This window comes from Dactylosporangium siamense (assembly GCF_016862795.1).
In the GTDB taxonomy this organism is placed as follows: Bacteria; Actinomycetota; Actinomycetes; order Mycobacteriales; family Micromonosporaceae; genus Dactylosporangium; species Dactylosporangium siamense.
This window is the reverse complement of sequence record NZ_BONQ01000024.1, coordinates 58,022-72,041: the sequence shown is the minus strand read 5'-3', so window position 1 is coordinate 72,041 and position 14,020 is coordinate 58,022. Positions and strand designations below refer to the sequence as shown.

Here is a 14,020-nt window from a genome sequence, read left to right as displayed (position 1 = left end):
CCGCCGCCCAGCCGTCAGGGCGTCCCGTCGGTGCCCGGCCCGGTGGCCTCGAGAAGCTCGGCGGTGACGGTGGCGAGGCGGGCGGCGGCGGCCGGATCCAGGGTCGGCAGGTCGAGCGGCACCGACCGGCCGCGGTCGACGGCGGTCAGCGGGGCCGCCGGGGGCGCGTCGATCCAGTCGACGACCGGCCGCACGGACGCCTCGACGGGCCGGGCCGCGACCTTCGCCGCCACCCGGATCACCGCCCGCAGCGGGGCGGGCAGCGGGCTCAGGTCGCCGCTGCGGGTGAAGCCCGGGTGGTAGAGGACGTAGCGCGCCCTGGCGCCCGAGGTCGTGGCGAAGTCCACGCCCAGCAGGTCGTTCGCGCGGCCGGCCTGCAGTTGGGCGGTGATCATCCGGTACCGGCGGCGCAGTTGCAGATCGTCCCACTGGATCGCGCCCTTGGTGATGCCGACGCCGGCCACGTTGACGATCACCGGGGTGGGCGCCCGGTCCAGCGCGTCGCGCAGGCCGTGACCGAGCAGGTGGCGGCTGAGGTAGTACAGCGCGAACGTGGCCTCCAGGCCGTCCACCGTCGAGACCCGTTGCGGCGTCGGCCGGTTGGCGAACAGTGCCAGCGCGTCGACGACCGGCCAGCGCTCCCGGACGGTGGCGATGACGCGTCGCGTCTCGGCGATCGAGGTGAGGTCGGCGCGCAGGAACGTGATCCCGTCCGGCAGGGTCCGTCCCTTGTCGGGGTTGCTGCCGATGGCGACGACCCGGTCGCCGCGGGCGAGGCGGGCGAGCGCGAGGGCCCGTCCCATGCCGTCGGTGCCGCCGCTGATGACCGTCACGCGGCCGTTGGTTCCTGTGCTCACGCGGGCTCCTGGTTACGATCGGTGGGTATCCCCATCGTCAGGAACCGGTCCGGAACCCGGAAGAAGGCAGTTTCATGTCGGCAGGGAACACCGCTGTGCCCTCCATGCTCGGCACCCGCCTGCCGATGCCGGTGCCGGCGGCCGAGCACGAGCAGTGCCCGGTGACCGACGTCCTGCGCCGGGTCGGCGACAAGTGGACGGTGCTCGTGGTGGTCCTGCTCGGGCAGCGGCCATTTCGGTTCAACGAGCTGCAGCGCGGCATCGAAGGGATCAGCCAGCGGATGCTGACCCGGACCCTGCGCGGCCTGGAGACCGACGGGCTGGTCCTGCGCACGGTCCATCCGACGGTGCCGCCGAGCGTGGAGTACCGGCTGACCCCGCTCGGCGAGAGCCTCCTGCACCCGCTGTCCGCGCTCGCCGACTGGGCGGTTGCCCACCAGCCGGAGATCGCGGCGGCCCGCGCCCGCTAGCCAGGCACGGCAGGGCCGCCGGACCCGGAGGTCTGGCGGCCCTGGCCCGCGTGCGCTCAGGCCGTTGTCGAAGGTGCTGCCGAAGGTGCTGCCGAACGTGTGCTCAGGCCTTGTCGAAGGTGCGCTTGGCCCAGAGGTACGACACCGCGGCGATGCCGGCGCACCACGCGACGGCGATGCCGCCGCTGTTGCCGATCGGGGTGCCCAGCAGCAGCCCGCGGACGGTTTCCATGATCGGGGTGAAGGGCTGGTACTCGGCGAACCAGCGCAGGGCGGTGGGCATGGAGTCGGTGGGGACGAAGCCGCTGCCGAGGAAGGGCAGCAGGATCAGCGGCATCGGGGCGTTGCTGGCCGCCTCGGGGGTCTGGGCCTTCAGGCCGAGGGCGACCGCGAGCCAGGTGACGCCCACCGCGAACAGGGTGAGCAGCCCCGCCGCGGCCAGCCACTCGAGGACGCCGGCGGCCGGGCGGAAGCCGATCGCCAGGGCGATGCCGATGAGGACCGCCATGCCGAGCAGCTGCTGGATGACGCTGCCGACGACGTGCCCGGTGAGGACCGAGGCCCGGGAGATGCGCATGGTGCGGAAGCGGGCGACGATGCCCTCGGTCATGTCCGAGGAGACCATGACGGCGGTGCCGGTCGCGGCCGTGGCGACCGCCATGAGCAGGATGCCGGGGACGACGTAGTTGACGTAGGCGCCGCGGTCGCCGCCGAGCCCGGCGCCGAGCGTGCCGCCGAGGACGTAGACGAACAGCAGCAGGATGATGACGGGCGTGATGATGAGTTGCACGGTCATCGACGGGTACCGCAGCAGCCGCCGGAGCTGCCGCCGGACCATGGTCGAGGAGTCGCGCGCGGCGAGGGCGATGGTGCTCATCGGGTGGCCTCCTGCCGGCCGGTGAGGGTGAGGAAGACGTCGTCGAGGTCGGGGGTGTGGACGCTCAGGTCGTCGATGTCGATCGAGCGTTCGTCGAGGCGGGCGAGCAGTTCGCGGATCGCACGGACCCCGCCGTCACTGGGCACCTGCAGGGTGAGCGCGTCCGGGTCGGCGATCCCCGCGCCGAACAGTTGCCGGGCGGCGTCGAGCCGGACCTGGTCGGCGAAGGTGAGCGCGATGTGCCCGCCGGGGATGCGGCGCTTGAGCTCCTCCGCGGTGCCCTCGGCGATCAGCCGGCCGTGGTCGAGCACCGCGATACGGTCGGCGAGCTGGTCCGCCTCCTCCAGGTACTGGGTGGTGAGGAAGATCGTGACGCCGGTCGCGACGAGGTCCCGCACGATCTGCCACATGGCGCGGCGGCTGCGCGGGTCGAGCCCGGTGGTGGGCTCGTCGAGGAAGATCAGGCGCGGGTCGCCGACCAGGGTCATCGCCAGGTCGAGCCGGCGCTGCATGCCGCCGGAGTAGGTGCTGGCCGGCCGGCCCGCCGCCTCGCCGAGGTCGAAGCGGTCGAGCAGCTCGGCGGCCTTGCGGGCGCCGTCCCGGCGGGACAGGTGCCAGAGGTCGGCCATGAGGAGCAGGTTCTCCTCGCCGGTGAGCAGCTTGTCGACGGCCGAGTACTGGCCGGTGACGCCGATCGCGCCGCGCACGTCGTCCGGGTGGCGGTCCAGGTCGTGTCCGGCGACCCGGACCGAGCCCCCGTCGGCCGGGACGAGCGTGGACAGGATCTGCACGGTGGTGGTCTTGCCCGCGCCGTTCGGCCCGAGCAGGGAGAAGATCGTCCCCTCGGCGACGGCGAGGTCGACGCCGTCGAGCACGACCTTGTCGCCGTAGGACTTTCGCAGGCCGTGCGCCTCGATGGCCAGGTTCGTCATGGCTGATACCTCTGTCGGTGTGGTTGCGGTCAGTTGCTGCTGGCGGTGATGTCGCCGTAGGCGGTGCTGGCGTTGATCGCGAGCTGGGCGGCCGCGCCGTCGGTGTTCTTGAGGGCGTTGCTGATCCGGCCGAACCCGGTGCCGGCGTCCAGCGAGGCGGAGACCCCGGCGGCCGCGCCGACCGTCACCGCGCCGGCCTCGGTGCGCAGCACGACCGCGCCCCGCACCGCCTCGGCGACGTGGATGTCGCCCTTGCCGACGGTGATCTCGGCGGGGCCGTTGAGGCGGCCGACGAAGATGTCGCCCGCCGAGGCGGTGAGCCGGACGCTGCCGGCCTCGTCGAGCTTGACCGGCCCGTAGGCGCCCTCGAACGCGACGTCGCCGAGCCGGCCGACGCCGCGGAACTCGGCGGCGGCCGCCTTGGCCTCGACCCGGGACCCGGCCGGCAGCTGCACCGTCACCTCGACGGACCCGGTCGCGCCGAGGATCCGGTGCTTGGCCGGCAGCTCGACGCGCAGGACGCCGTCGCGGTAGTCGACCTTGGCCTGCTCGGCCGCCTGCACGTCGCGGTGCTTCGTGGGGTCCGCCGGCCGGATCTCGACCGTGGTGTCGGCGCGGTCGGCGGCGATGAGCTGGATACGCCCCGCGGGGATGTCGAGGACGGCGGCGATCGGGGCGGGAGTGGCGAACTGCTGCATCGTGAGCTCCTGATGTCTCGTTGTGCTGTCCGGTGTTTCGAACAATGGAAACGCTACGTTGCCTTTCTATTTTAGGCAACACGCTCGTTGCGCACTGCCCTTATAACAGCAGCTCAGAGGCTGATAATCGTTGCAACAGTTGTACATTCAATGCAACGTTGCGTTGCAATGAAGTACGATGAACGCCATGTCTATGACCTGGGAGCCCAGCATGCCGGCCCGGCCTGATGCTGATCAACGACGACCTGCAGCACAGACTGTTGAGCGAACCGGCAATAATCGCCGCATGATCGACCTGCGGGACATCGAGATCTTCCTTGTCCTGGCGGAGGAGCTGCACTTCGGCCGGACCGCCGCGCGGCTGCACCTCACTCCGGGCCGGATCAGCCAGTCGATCGCGAAGCAGGAGCGGCACGTCGGTGGCCTGCTGTTCGAACGGACCACGCGCACGGTCCTGCTCACTCCGCTCGGCGAGCAGCTCCACCGGGACTTCAGCGCGGGCTACCGGCGGATCATGGCCGGGATCGACGCGGCCGCCGCGACCACCGCCGGCATCTCCGGCGCGCTGAAGCTGGGCCTGATGGGTCCGATGGCGCTGGTGCTGAGCGACGTCCTCCGCCGGTTCCAGGACCGCCACCCCGCCGCGCAGATCCACGTGCGCGAGGTCCAGCCCCCGGATCCCCTCGTCCCGCTGCGCTCCGGCGAGGTGGATCTGGCGTTGCTCTGGCTCCCGGTGCGCGAACCGGACCTGACCGTCGGGCCGGTCCTGCGCACCACCGAAGTGATGCTCATGGTGGGCGCCACGCACCCCCTCGCGGGGCGCGGCTCGGTGTGCCTGGAGGACCTCGGCGACCACGCGGTCGTGGGCGGGGGTTCGATCCCCGCATACATGGAGGAGGTCCTCAACCCGTTCCACACCCCGTCCGGCCGTCCGATCGCCCGCGGCCCGCGCGTCACCACGCTGCACGACGCACTGGCCGCCGTCGGCTCGGGACGGGTCGTCGCAGCCGTCACCAGCGACATCCCCGCGTTCTACTCCTGGCCCAACCTGGTCTTCCTGCCCGTCCGCGACGCCACACCGGTCGGGTGGGCCCTCGTCTGGCGCACCGCCGCCGAGAACCGGCTGATCCGCGCCTTCGTCGACCTGGCCGGGGCTTCGCCACCGGGGGCGGCGGAGGCGTGACGCGGACCGCGGGTCAGCCGGCGCTTCGCCGCTCAGCGCGGTGTGACGCGGACCGCGAGTCAGCCGGCGCTTCGCCGCCGGGAGCGGCGGAGGCGTGACGCGGACCGCGGGTCAGCCGGGTCCGAGCAGGTGGCGCCACCGGTCGCGAATCGCGTCGAGGCCGGCCGGGCCGGGCAGGCCGCGGTGGATGCGGATCTCGCGGCACAGCAGCAGGCCGAGGTTGACCGTGAACGCCTCCCGCAGCGCGGCCGTCTCGGCCAGGATCGCGGCGGCGAGGGACGGGCTGCCGGTCGCGCCGGTGACGAAGAGGACGGCCCAGTCGTATCCGGGCAGGCGCGGGCCGGCCAGCTCCCAGTCGACGAGCGCGGCGCCACCGTCGTGCAGCAGGACGTTGGTGGGGATGGGGTCGCCGTGCGCGAACACGCGGGCCGGGCCGAGCCGCTCGACGAGCCGGTGCAGTTCGCCGCGTTCCGGCTCGCTCAGCAGGCCCGCGGCGTGCTCCGCCTCGATCGTGTCATGCGGGTCCGGCAGCCGCTCCGTGTCACCGGGCGGGGTCCAGGTCGCGACGGCGGCCACCGCGGCGCGGACCGCGGCGACCGTGGCCGGCGGGAGGTCGGCGTCGAGGTGGCGGCGGTCGTGCAGCCGTGCCCCGGGCAGCCGGGCGAACACCGTGGTCCGCTCCCCGGCGAACAGCACCTCCGGAACCCGGAACCCGGGCGGGCGCTCGGCGAAGGCGGCATGGACGGCCAGCTCCCGCGACCGGCACCGCACCCAGTACGGGTCGTCGGTGGTGATCGTCTTGATCACCACGGGCGCGCCGGCGGTGGTGGTGCCGGCCCTCACGACCGACTTGTCGGTCCGGTGCAGCAGCTCCCCCACCCGCATGGATGTCATCGTCGCAGGTCCGGCGGGCGCGCCCGCCGGACCTGCGGGTGGGTCAGTTCGCCGGCACGACGTCCGCGGGGCGCTCGACGTGGACCGGCAGCCCGTAGTCGGACAGTTCGAGCGTGGCGTGCACGGTGCCGGTGTCGAGGCGGCCCTTCGCCGTCGTCTGCCAGGTGCTGACGAGGGTCACCTTCGCGATACGGCCGTCGGCGTTGAGCGTCACGTCGCCGGCGTTGGTGGTCGAGTCCAGCTCGTGCTGCGTCGAGTAGGTGAAGTGCAGGGTGCCGTCGGCGGCCTGCGTGATGGTCGCGTTCACCTGCTCCAGGGCCTTCACCAGCACCGCCGGATCGGGTGCCGCCGCGCTGAGCAGGCTGTTCTCGCCGAACAGCGACAGGCGGTCGTACCTGCCCGGATACTGGCCATAGCGGCTGTACTTCTCGCCGGGTCCCTTGTCCGGGGGCAGCGGGGCGAGCGGCGGCTCGGCGCCCATGTACCGGGTGCCGTCGATGAGCAGCTCGACGGCGACGGAATCGTCCCTGGAGTTGCTGACGCGCCCGGTGGCGGTCAGCGGGTCGAAGGCCCCCTCGTAGACGTTGAACACCTCCCCCGCGGGGTTGGTCATCGTCAGTTTCATCCGGTAGCTGATGTTGTCGCTGGCCGCGGCCGCCTTCTGCAGCCGCAGCGAGGCCGGCGCCCCGGCCTGCACCGCGGGTGGGTCCTGGGTGGCACGGCCACCGGTGCCACCGGCCGTCAGCCCGACGGCGAGGACCCCGGCGAGACCGGCGACGCCCAGCGCGTAGCCGGTGCGGATCACGGCGACACGGCGACGGTGCCGCCGGGTCGCCCGCCCGAGAACGGCGGCGCCGTCAACGGTCAGATCCGTGACGTGCTCGTGCATGCCGGCCGCGAGCTGCGTTTCAAGGTCGATGCTCATCGTTGCGCTCCACTGGAGATGGGAAATGGCTGGAGGTCCCAGGTCGCGGTGAGCTCGCGGAGGCGGGACAGACCCCGCGAGGCGGTCGATTTGACGGTGCCCACCGAGCAGCCGAGGACCTCGGCGGCCTCGGCCTCGCTGAGCTGCTCCCAGTACCGCAGCACCAGCACCGCGCGCTGCCGCGGCGGCAACTGCGCGAGCGCCTGCATCAGCGCCTGCCGCAGCGCGACGGTGTCGGTCGCGTCGGGCTGCCCCTGCGGCTCCGCGTGCACGAACACCTCGGGCCGCCGACGGCGCACCCGCCACTGATCGACGGCGAGGTGATACATGGTGCGTCGCAGGTACCGTTCGCGGTCCTCACGGACCCGCCCCCACGAGCGCATCAGCCGCTCCAGCGCGCCCTGCAGCAGGTCCTCCCCCGCCGCGCGGCTGCCGGTGAGCAGCACCGCCGTGGCGAGCAGCGCACTGCCACGCTCCGCGACGAGGGCGTCGAGGCCATCGAAGCTGCGTTTCCAGAACACGGGCTCTCCTTTCGTCGCGGTCAAGACGACAGCACCACCCGGAAGGTTGAGTGCCCCGCCGAGAAACCATTGGCACCCATCAGGTAAGGTTGAGAAACCGACGCGGGGTGGAGCAGCTCGGTAGCTCGCTGGGCTCATAACCCAGAGGTCGCAGGTTCAAATCCTGTCCCCGCTACAAAGAAGATGCAGGTCGAAACGCCGCACCTCGGTCGAGGGCGGCGTTTTTGATCTCCTTCCGGGCGCTGTCCGGGCAAACGAGACAGCACGAGATGTCATGGGCCAGCACGATTTTGTTCTCAGCCGATCGGGACGGCCAAATTGGCCTGCACCGGGGTGTGACTTAGGCAACCGTGGTCGGCTACGTACTGTAGGCCCGAAGTTCGGGATCGTTCGGTGGATCGCACCGCGGCACCGATGAACGGCGGCGAGGCGTATGCAGGGAACGGCTGAGGATGAGACCGGGGAACTGGGTGTCGATGCGATCTCGTTCGATTTCAGGCGTATCCACTGGTCACCGATGGTCAACGCGCGAGGCGACCTGGGCACGGATATGTTCGTGCAGGTCCGCGACGCCCAACGGTTCAGTCTTGGCCTGATGGTTGGTGTACAGGCGAAGGCCGGGCCCAAGTGGTTCAGACAACCTGTCCATGGCGAGGACGGTGCGTTGGTCGGATGGTGGTTCTACGAGGATCACAAACGCCATTTCGACAAGTGGGTCCAGCACGGCCTTCCGCTCATGTCGGTCGTCTCGTACCACCAGGACGCCGCCGGCCGCCAACACGTCGTCCACCAGCCGCTGCGCTGGCCCGGTTCTCCGCGGCGCGGACTCAGGTGCGGTCGCCGACATGTCCGACGCCGGACCCTGTGCTGGGCCTCACGCTGGGTCTTGCGCTGGTTTCCGTGCCGGGCGCTGCCGGGTTGTGGCCGCGGTGCCGGCACGCCCCTTGCCCGGGTGGGCGGCGACGGGCACGGTACAGGCCGGCACCGGGACGGCGACCTGAGTCAGGCCCGCCGGACGCCGCACGAACGAACGACCCCGGGACCCAGGGCCTGGGATCCTCGCGCCTGGTGCGTCGTTGTCCATGAACGTTCACCGGGTCAGCGGCGTCACGCATAGATCACCGGGCTTCGAGTCCCCGGAGTCAGTCCCCGGACTCTGCTCCGGGCCCGCTCACGAAGCTCTTCGGCTAGATCGGCGTCGGTGAAGTCCTGCAGCCTGAGGTTCCAGATCCAGCGGTTGCCCGACACCCGCTCCTTGACGGGGCCATTGGGTGAGATCTGGTAGATGCCGACCACGTCGTCTCGAAAGGTCGCTACGACGTGCCTGACGGCGGCAACCTTTCTCTCGTCCAGGATCCACCCTTTGCTCGCGGAGTCCTTGACCTGCTGAGGGTTCATGTCCGGGCTGTAACCGATCCAGCGCCCGTCCGGTGACTCCCTGGTCGTTCCAAGTCGGACGATCAGGATTTTCCTGTCGTCACCGGCCGCCCCTCCTCGTCGGGGGGATCGATTCGGCGCCTCCACCACAGCGGCCCGGCCGTCGTCGATCGAGACGGCGGCCTGTCCGGCAGGCAGTGGACGCAGATCTTCCTGGGGTTGGTAGCCAGGAAAATCCTGATGGACAAACGCGAGGGCAGCGTCGAAGGTCACTGCCGTGGTGCGGGTTCCGCAGCAAGGGCACCCGGTCATACACAGGAGAGGGCGGCCGACCGCAATCGCATCCTCGGCCCGGGAATTGAGGAGTCCGCGGTCGGGGTGCGCGGGGGCCAGGACGATGGCTGTATCGGCTGCGGACTCGCTGGTGTAGGGGCAACGGGTCTCCGACACTCTGTGCGCGTCAGGGTGCTGAACGTAAAGGGCGTAGTAAGGGACGGCACCGTATTCGTCGGCGCTCGTGATGAGCTGCCTGAACTGTCTGTCCTCAGCAGGAGTCGTCAGGATCCGGCCCACCGGGAGGACTGCTCGCTTGGCCTGGATCAGAAGGCGGACGCCGGGGGCGCCGCCGGTCGCTGTGGAGTTATGGAAGGTCATCGCGAAATCCGCTCCGACGGCCTTCTTCTTGCGGTTGCCGCCTTCCTCGGCCTTCGTCAACGGCCGGATCAGCAACCTGGCTTCCGAAGACTTGGCCACGCCGTTCCAATGAGCGCAGTCAGCACTCTCGGGTAAACAATCCGGGCAGGGTCCTGCCACCTCGTACGCGACCCCGGCCATGTCGGCGATGAGAAGGTCCGTGATCGTCTCTTCGGCCAACGTATAGCCCCGCCCAGGGGAGTCCGCCTCCGAGTCGCGGTTGCGGCCCAGATGCTCCAGCCGGTGGTATGAGCGACTTCCGCGAAGTACGGCGCTTCGCAGATTGACGAAGACGTCTGGGTATTCCATCTGCCCTCCTGGTGAACCCGATACTGAACTGCGATGCGGCTGTGGTCGATCACCAAATTGCTCACCGGGTCTCTCTCTGGGGAGGGTTCGGGACCGCCGCAGCGAAGGTACCTCCGGTTCCGACCCGGATGGTCTCCCGGTTTCCGGCGGACACGTACCGGAACCGCCGCGTGCCGTCCACGTATCAAGCCCGCCGAGGCAGACTTCGTTGGCTGACGACAAGGTGGAATGATCGATGGCTTCGGCACGTCGCGGGGCGGGGGGAGTTCGTGAGCAGCGAGGCCAAGGATCTGAGCGCGCTGGTCTGGTCGATCGGAGATCTGCTGCGGGGTGACTACCGGCCGTCGGAGTACGCCAGTGTGGTCGAGCCGTTCACCCTGTTGCGTCGGCTCGACCTGTTGCTGCAGCCGACGGCGGGGGAAGTGGTCCATCGTTTCGGTCAGCTGCATGCTGAAGGTTTCGCCGATCTCGATGCCGTGTTGTGCGAGACGACGGGCCTGCCGTTCTACAACACGAGTCAGATGAGCTTCCAGTCGGTGGCGTCGGATCCGATGGAGGTTGCCAGGAATCTCCGGTATCACGTTGCCGGGTACTCGGAACTCATCGCCGACGTGCTACGGGCGTACGACTTCGACCGGCAGATCAGCCGTCTGGACAGGGCTCGGTTGCTGTATCCGGTGGTGCGTCGGTTCGCTGACCTCGATCTGGGCCCGCAGGCGGTGAGCGCCCGCCGGATGGGCGCCGTCTTCGAGGAGCTCGTACAGGCCTTCGCTGCGGCCAACTACGACGCTGCCAGCGAGAACTTTACACCGCGGGACGTTGTTCGGGTGATGGTGGAGCTGCTGGTGCCGCAGGACAAGGGCACCGGTCGGCGGACCGTCCACGACCCCGCGTGCGGTATCGGGGGAGCGTTGTTGGAGGCGCGTCGGCAGATCGAAGTATGCAATCCGTCCGTCGTCGTCGAGACGTTCGGTCAGGAGATCAACGCGCGGACGTACGCGATCTGCCGTTCGAATATGTTGATGCGGGGCGACGGCGGCGGTCGTGTCGTGCATGGCAACTCGTTGAGTCAGGACGGTTTTCCCGGCGAGGTGTTCGACTATTTGATCTCGGCTCCGCCGTTCGGTCTGGACTGGCGAAACGTTCAGGACGTCGTCAGGCACGAGGCCGAGATGCTCGGGTCTGGCGGCCGTTTCGGCGCGGGCCTGCCTCGCATCGGCGACGGGTCGTTGCTGTTCCTGCAGCACATGGTAGCGAAGATGAAACGGCCGGAGGACGGTGGCAGCCGCGTGGGCGTCCTGTTCAGCGGATCGCCGTTGGACGTGGGCGGTCCCGGATCGGGCGAGTCGGAGATCCGTCGGTGGATCCTGGAGAACGACCTGCTTGAGGGCATCGTCGCGCTGCCGGAGCAACTGCTGTACAACACGGCCATCGAGCCGTACTACTGGCTCCTGAGTAATCATAAGGACGTCGACCGTCGCGGCAGGGTCGTGCTGGTGAACGCCCGCGACGAGTGGCAGCAGATGCGCCAGTCGCGCGGCAGGAAACGCCGATACCTTGCGCCGGACCAGATCGCCGCCGTCACCGACGCGTATCAGAACGCGGTCGCCATCACGCGAGATCCGCAGCATCCGTGGAACGCCCGCGTGCGGTTGCTGCGCACAGAGGAGTTCGCGGTCCGTAGGATCGTCGTCGACCGGGCGCTGCGAGCCCGGTTCGATCTGACCGAGTCGACCGCTCGCCGCCTGGCCACCGAGGCTCCGTGTCGCAACGTGTTCAGCCGAGATACCCTCGCCGAACCGTTGCGCCAGCTTATCGGGTCCTCCTGGGCGACCAGGAACAAGGCCCTCGGCGTACTGCGTGCGGCGGTGCGCGACGCCGGCGAGACGTGGCCAACGACGGCCGGGTTCCAGAACGCGGTGAGTCGACTGCTGCGGGTGCCGGACCCGGCTGGGGAGATTCAGAAGAACGGCCGGGACGTCGAGGCGGACCCGGCGTTGAGCACATCGGTCGACCTTCCGGCCCACCGCGATCCGCAGGATCACCTACGCGACGAGGTCTGGCCGACGGACCCGGACGCATGGTTCGACCCCGGCAAGACCCGGTTCGGCTACGAGATCTCGCCGACCCATTTCTTCGTCGCCCGGATCAACGCGGACTTCGACTCACTAAAGCGGTTCGCGCGGCGGGAGACGGCCAGGGTTCGGATAGTCGGGGAGAACAGCGGCTGGCGGCACCTGAGCGTCAGGCACCTGCACGACGTCGAGTCCGCTGCCGCCCTGCCGGAGGCCTCCGAGGCCCGCCTGCCGATGACCGTGTGCCGCGACGGTGACCTGGTTGGCTGGCCCGGCAACTGGCGACTGCTTCCGCCGAACTTCGGCGAGGCCGTCACCTCGATGTTCGTGCTCCATCCCGTCGAGGGGCGCGGCCGCCTGCTGTGCGAATGGCTGAACTCGCGTCCGGAGGACTCGTCGGCCGCGTTGCGGATGACCGGCCGCAAGCTGATGGACATCCAGGTCCCCGTCGACCTGTTCGACGGAGAGATCGAGCGCGACCTCGAGGCGGTGCAGGAGAGCCGACGTAGGATCCGGGCGGCGGCGTCGAACACCCTGCCGAACGTGTTCAGCGCAGGCCAGACGGACGTTCAGCGGCTCCGTGACGAAATCCGGTCGGCCGCCTCCGAGGCCGCGCTCGTCGCCGACCTGATGCGGCCGGTCGAGGACCCGGTCGGGCGAGCCGAATGGACTTACCCATTTCACATCGCGTCCCTCGCCCGGCGGTACCGGATCAGCACCCATCCCGCCGAACAGCAGGACGGCCTGCTGAAACTCGGCGAAGGCGTCGCCCGCGTGCTCGGCATCCTCGCGCTGGGCGAGCTGATCGCCGACCAGGGCGGGTTCACCGCGGCGCTACGCGGCCAGTTGCGGACTGGCGCCACCTTCGGTACCTGGACGACGTTCATCGGCCGGTTCGCCGACGGCGCCGCCACGCCGCAGGTCACCGACCTCGGCCGGCTCCGTGACGCGGGTGGCATCCGCGACGCGCTCGCCGCGATCAAGCAGGTCCGCAACCGCACCCACCACTCGCACGGCGTCCGCGCTCACCATGAAATCGAGAAGGACGTGGAGACCCTCGAACCCCATGTCATCTCGGCGCTCACAACAGCGAACTGGCTCGCCGCGAACCCCTGGGACTGGGTGGAACGCTGTGAGTACCTGGACGACTCCTCGTACCGGATCGTCGGGCTGACACTGAGGGGCAGCCATCCCAGCTGGGAACCCTTTGACCGGCCCAGCCTTTCCCCGCTGCGACCGGACCGGATCTACGTCAATGGCGCCGGTGGGAACCCCGTCGACCTGTGGCCGCTGGCCGCGGTCAGACTGTGCCCGCAATGCCAGACCCGCGAGCTGTTCCTGCTCAACCAGTGCCAGGACGAGACCCTGATCCTGCGAAGCCTCGAAGAACACGAACTACAGATCAGGCACCCGCTGCCGGTGCCCACATAGCCGGTGCCGGCCGCAACAGACGACATGCCTGCATGGTCGGCGTGCGTCGGTCGTGAATTATCCGAGCAGTGCTTGGACGACGATCTGGCGGTCAGCCGTCGGCCAGGCCGCGAACATGGCGAGGATGGCCTGGGCGACGACTGCGCGGGGGAGCCGTCCTGGCGTAGGTGTCGCGGAGCAGCGTGACGCACGTCGGCAGCAGATCAGGACTGGGGACGTCGTTCGGCGGTCCGTCCGCCGACGTAGACCCGCTGATCTGTGGGTCGGCGGCAAAATGGAGCACTCCGGCGGGCGTGCTCGATCGTCAGTATCGAGTCCGGCTGGCTGACGACGATCCGGAAGACGACGTCAAGGCACAACGGGCAGGTGTACCAGTATTACCGATCGGGAGCTGCTCCCCTTGACCCCAGGCGGGCAGCTCGGCGCGCAACGCGCGAGCCCCGACCATGAAGCCCGCCCGACCTGCCCAAACAGCACCACCACCGTCTGCAGCTGACTTCCGGCCGTTCGGATGGCGCCTGATGCGCATCGGTTGTACCGGGGGCCAGCAGAACCTGCCCCCGTGCAACCGATGCGCATCAGATCGACCGAAGGTCGGCGAGCAGGATGCCGCTGGCGAGGAGCAGGCCGATCAGGTTCTCTGGGGTTGGGTTGGCACGTACCCGCCGTGCGTTGTTCGCCCACCGCTCGGCGTCCCTGGACAGCGCGGCGAGGTGGTAGAGAGTGGCACCAACCGCGACCAAGGCCAGGATCTGCTTGCTTTTCATCAGGATCTCCC

The 14,020-nt window shown here is 69.6% G+C and carries 13 protein-coding genes and 1 tRNA gene; 5 read left to right on the top strand and 9 right to left on the bottom strand.

The features are described 5' to 3' along the window. Positions 1 to 14: 14 nt before the first annotated feature. Positions 15 to 857, bottom strand: a complete 843-nt coding sequence (locus Dsi01nite_RS07375; RefSeq protein WP_239135749.1) for an SDR family NAD(P)-dependent oxidoreductase — start codon at positions 855 to 857, stop codon at positions 15 to 17. Between the two features lie 104 nt (positions 858 to 961). Between Dsi01nite_RS07375 and Dsi01nite_RS07370 the strand changes: the two genes are divergently transcribed. Then, positions 962 to 1,327 (top strand): winged helix-turn-helix transcriptional regulator, encoded by a 366-nt coding sequence (locus Dsi01nite_RS07370; RefSeq protein ID WP_373318741.1) that lies wholly within the window; start codon positions 962 to 964, stop codon positions 1,325 to 1,327. A gap of 103 nt (positions 1,328 to 1,430) precedes the next feature. Here the strand turns inward: Dsi01nite_RS07370 and Dsi01nite_RS07365 are convergent, their stop codons facing one another. The 3 genes from Dsi01nite_RS07365 to Dsi01nite_RS07355 are packed head-to-tail and all read right to left on the bottom strand — an operon-like array spanning position 1,431 to position 3,834. Next, positions 1,431 to 2,204, bottom strand: a complete 774-nt coding sequence (locus tag Dsi01nite_RS07365; protein ID WP_203845273.1) for an ABC transporter permease — start codon at positions 2,202 to 2,204, stop codon at positions 1,431 to 1,433. Next, positions 2,201 to 3,136 (bottom strand): ATP-binding cassette domain-containing protein, encoded by a 936-nt coding sequence (locus tag Dsi01nite_RS07360; RefSeq protein ID WP_203845272.1) that lies wholly within the window; start codon positions 3,134 to 3,136, stop codon positions 2,201 to 2,203. Before Dsi01nite_RS07360 ends, Dsi01nite_RS07365 begins: the two co-directional genes overlap by 4 nt. Before the next feature lie 29 nt (positions 3,137 to 3,165). Continuing rightward, a complete protein-coding gene (locus Dsi01nite_RS07355) occupies positions 3,166 to 3,834 on the bottom strand; it encodes a DUF4097 family beta strand repeat-containing protein (RefSeq protein ID WP_203845271.1) in 669 nt (222 codons plus the stop codon). A gap of 286 nt (positions 3,835 to 4,120) precedes the next feature. Between Dsi01nite_RS07355 and Dsi01nite_RS07350 the strand changes: the two genes are divergently transcribed. Continuing rightward, positions 4,121 to 5,017: a LysR family transcriptional regulator gene (locus Dsi01nite_RS07350; protein WP_239135748.1), complete on the top strand. Its 897-nt coding sequence runs from the start codon at positions 4,121 to 4,123 to the stop codon at positions 5,015 to 5,017. A gap of 111 nt (positions 5,018 to 5,128) precedes the next feature. Here Dsi01nite_RS07350 and Dsi01nite_RS07345 read toward each other — a convergent pair whose 3' ends face one another. Genes Dsi01nite_RS07345 through Dsi01nite_RS07335 form a run of 3 tightly spaced genes read right to left on the bottom strand, consistent with a single transcriptional unit; the run spans position 5,129 to position 7,357 of the window. Further along, positions 5,129 to 5,902, bottom strand: a complete 774-nt coding sequence (locus tag Dsi01nite_RS07345) for a phosphotransferase (RefSeq protein ID WP_203845270.1) — start codon at positions 5,900 to 5,902, stop codon at positions 5,129 to 5,131. A gap of 52 nt (positions 5,903 to 5,954) precedes the next feature. Beyond that, the gene (locus tag Dsi01nite_RS07340) at positions 5,955 to 6,836 is read right to left on the bottom strand and encodes a hypothetical protein (protein WP_203845269.1); all 882 of its coding nucleotides are present in this window, start codon (positions 6,834 to 6,836) and stop codon (positions 5,955 to 5,957) included. Then, a complete protein-coding gene (locus tag Dsi01nite_RS07335) occupies positions 6,833 to 7,357 on the bottom strand; it encodes a SigE family RNA polymerase sigma factor (protein WP_239135747.1) in 525 nt (174 codons plus the stop codon). The genes Dsi01nite_RS07340 and Dsi01nite_RS07335 overlap by 4 nt, the downstream gene beginning before the upstream one ends. Before the next feature lie 101 nt (positions 7,358 to 7,458). On the opposite strand from Dsi01nite_RS07335, the gene Dsi01nite_RS07330 reads away from it, so the two are divergent. Beyond that, positions 7,459 to 7,532: transfer RNA gene (locus Dsi01nite_RS07330), tRNA-Met, on the top strand. 258 nt (positions 7,533 to 7,790) lie between these two features. Then, positions 7,791 to 8,474, top strand: a complete 684-nt coding sequence (locus Dsi01nite_RS58855) for a DUF4365 domain-containing protein (RefSeq protein WP_203845268.1) — start codon at positions 7,791 to 7,793, stop codon at positions 8,472 to 8,474. Here Dsi01nite_RS58855 and Dsi01nite_RS07320 read toward each other — a convergent pair. Further along, entirely contained in the window at positions 8,465 to 9,736 is a 1,272-nt protein-coding gene (locus Dsi01nite_RS07320) for a DUF6615 family protein (RefSeq protein ID WP_203845267.1), read from the bottom strand. The two genes, Dsi01nite_RS58855 and Dsi01nite_RS07320, sit on opposite strands and share 10 nt — an antisense overlap. A gap of 269 nt (positions 9,737 to 10,005) precedes the next feature. On the opposite strand from Dsi01nite_RS07320, the gene Dsi01nite_RS07315 reads away from it, so the two are divergent. Further along, entirely contained in the window at positions 10,006 to 13,242 is a 3,237-nt protein-coding gene (locus tag Dsi01nite_RS07315; protein WP_203845266.1) for a class I SAM-dependent DNA methyltransferase, read from the top strand. Between the two features lie 578 nt (positions 13,243 to 13,820). On the opposite strand, the gene Dsi01nite_RS07310 is transcribed toward Dsi01nite_RS07315, so the two are convergent. Further along, positions 13,821 to 14,009, bottom strand: a complete 189-nt coding sequence (locus tag Dsi01nite_RS07310; RefSeq protein WP_203845265.1) for a hypothetical protein — start codon at positions 14,007 to 14,009, stop codon at positions 13,821 to 13,823. Between the last annotated feature and the right edge of the window lie 11 nt (positions 14,010 to 14,020).

Bases quoted from the DNA above. Each gene is read 5' to 3' on its own strand.
- Dsi01nite_RS07370 (WP_373318741.1), top strand. From the start codon at position 962: ATGCTCGGCACCCGCCTGCCGATGCCGGTGCCGGCGGCCGAGCACGAG.
- Dsi01nite_RS07365 (WP_203845273.1), bottom strand. From the start codon at position 2,204: ATGAGCACCATCGCCCTCGCCGCGCGCGACTCCTCGACCATGGTCCGG.
- Dsi01nite_RS07360 (WP_203845272.1), bottom strand. From the start codon at position 3,136: ATGACGAACCTGGCCATCGAGGCGCACGGCCTGCGAAAGTCCTACGGC.
- Dsi01nite_RS07355 (WP_203845271.1), bottom strand. From the start codon at position 3,834: ATGCAGCAGTTCGCCACTCCCGCCCCGATCGCCGCCGTCCTCGACATC.
- Dsi01nite_RS07350 (WP_239135748.1), top strand. From the start codon at position 4,121: ATGATCGACCTGCGGGACATCGAGATCTTCCTTGTCCTGGCGGAGGAG.
- Dsi01nite_RS07345 (WP_203845270.1), bottom strand. From the start codon at position 5,902: ATGCGGGTGGGGGAGCTGCTGCACCGGACCGACAAGTCGGTCGTGAGG.
- Dsi01nite_RS07340 (WP_203845269.1), bottom strand. From the start codon at position 6,836: ATGAGCATCGACCTTGAAACGCAGCTCGCGGCCGGCATGCACGAGCAC.
- Dsi01nite_RS58855 (WP_203845268.1), top strand. From the start codon at position 7,791: ATGCAGGGAACGGCTGAGGATGAGACCGGGGAACTGGGTGTCGATGCG.
- Dsi01nite_RS07320 (WP_203845267.1), bottom strand. From the start codon at position 9,736: ATGGAATACCCAGACGTCTTCGTCAATCTGCGAAGCGCCGTACTTCGC.
- Dsi01nite_RS07310 (WP_203845265.1), bottom strand. From the start codon at position 14,009: ATGAAAAGCAAGCAGATCCTGGCCTTGGTCGCGGTTGGTGCCACTCTC.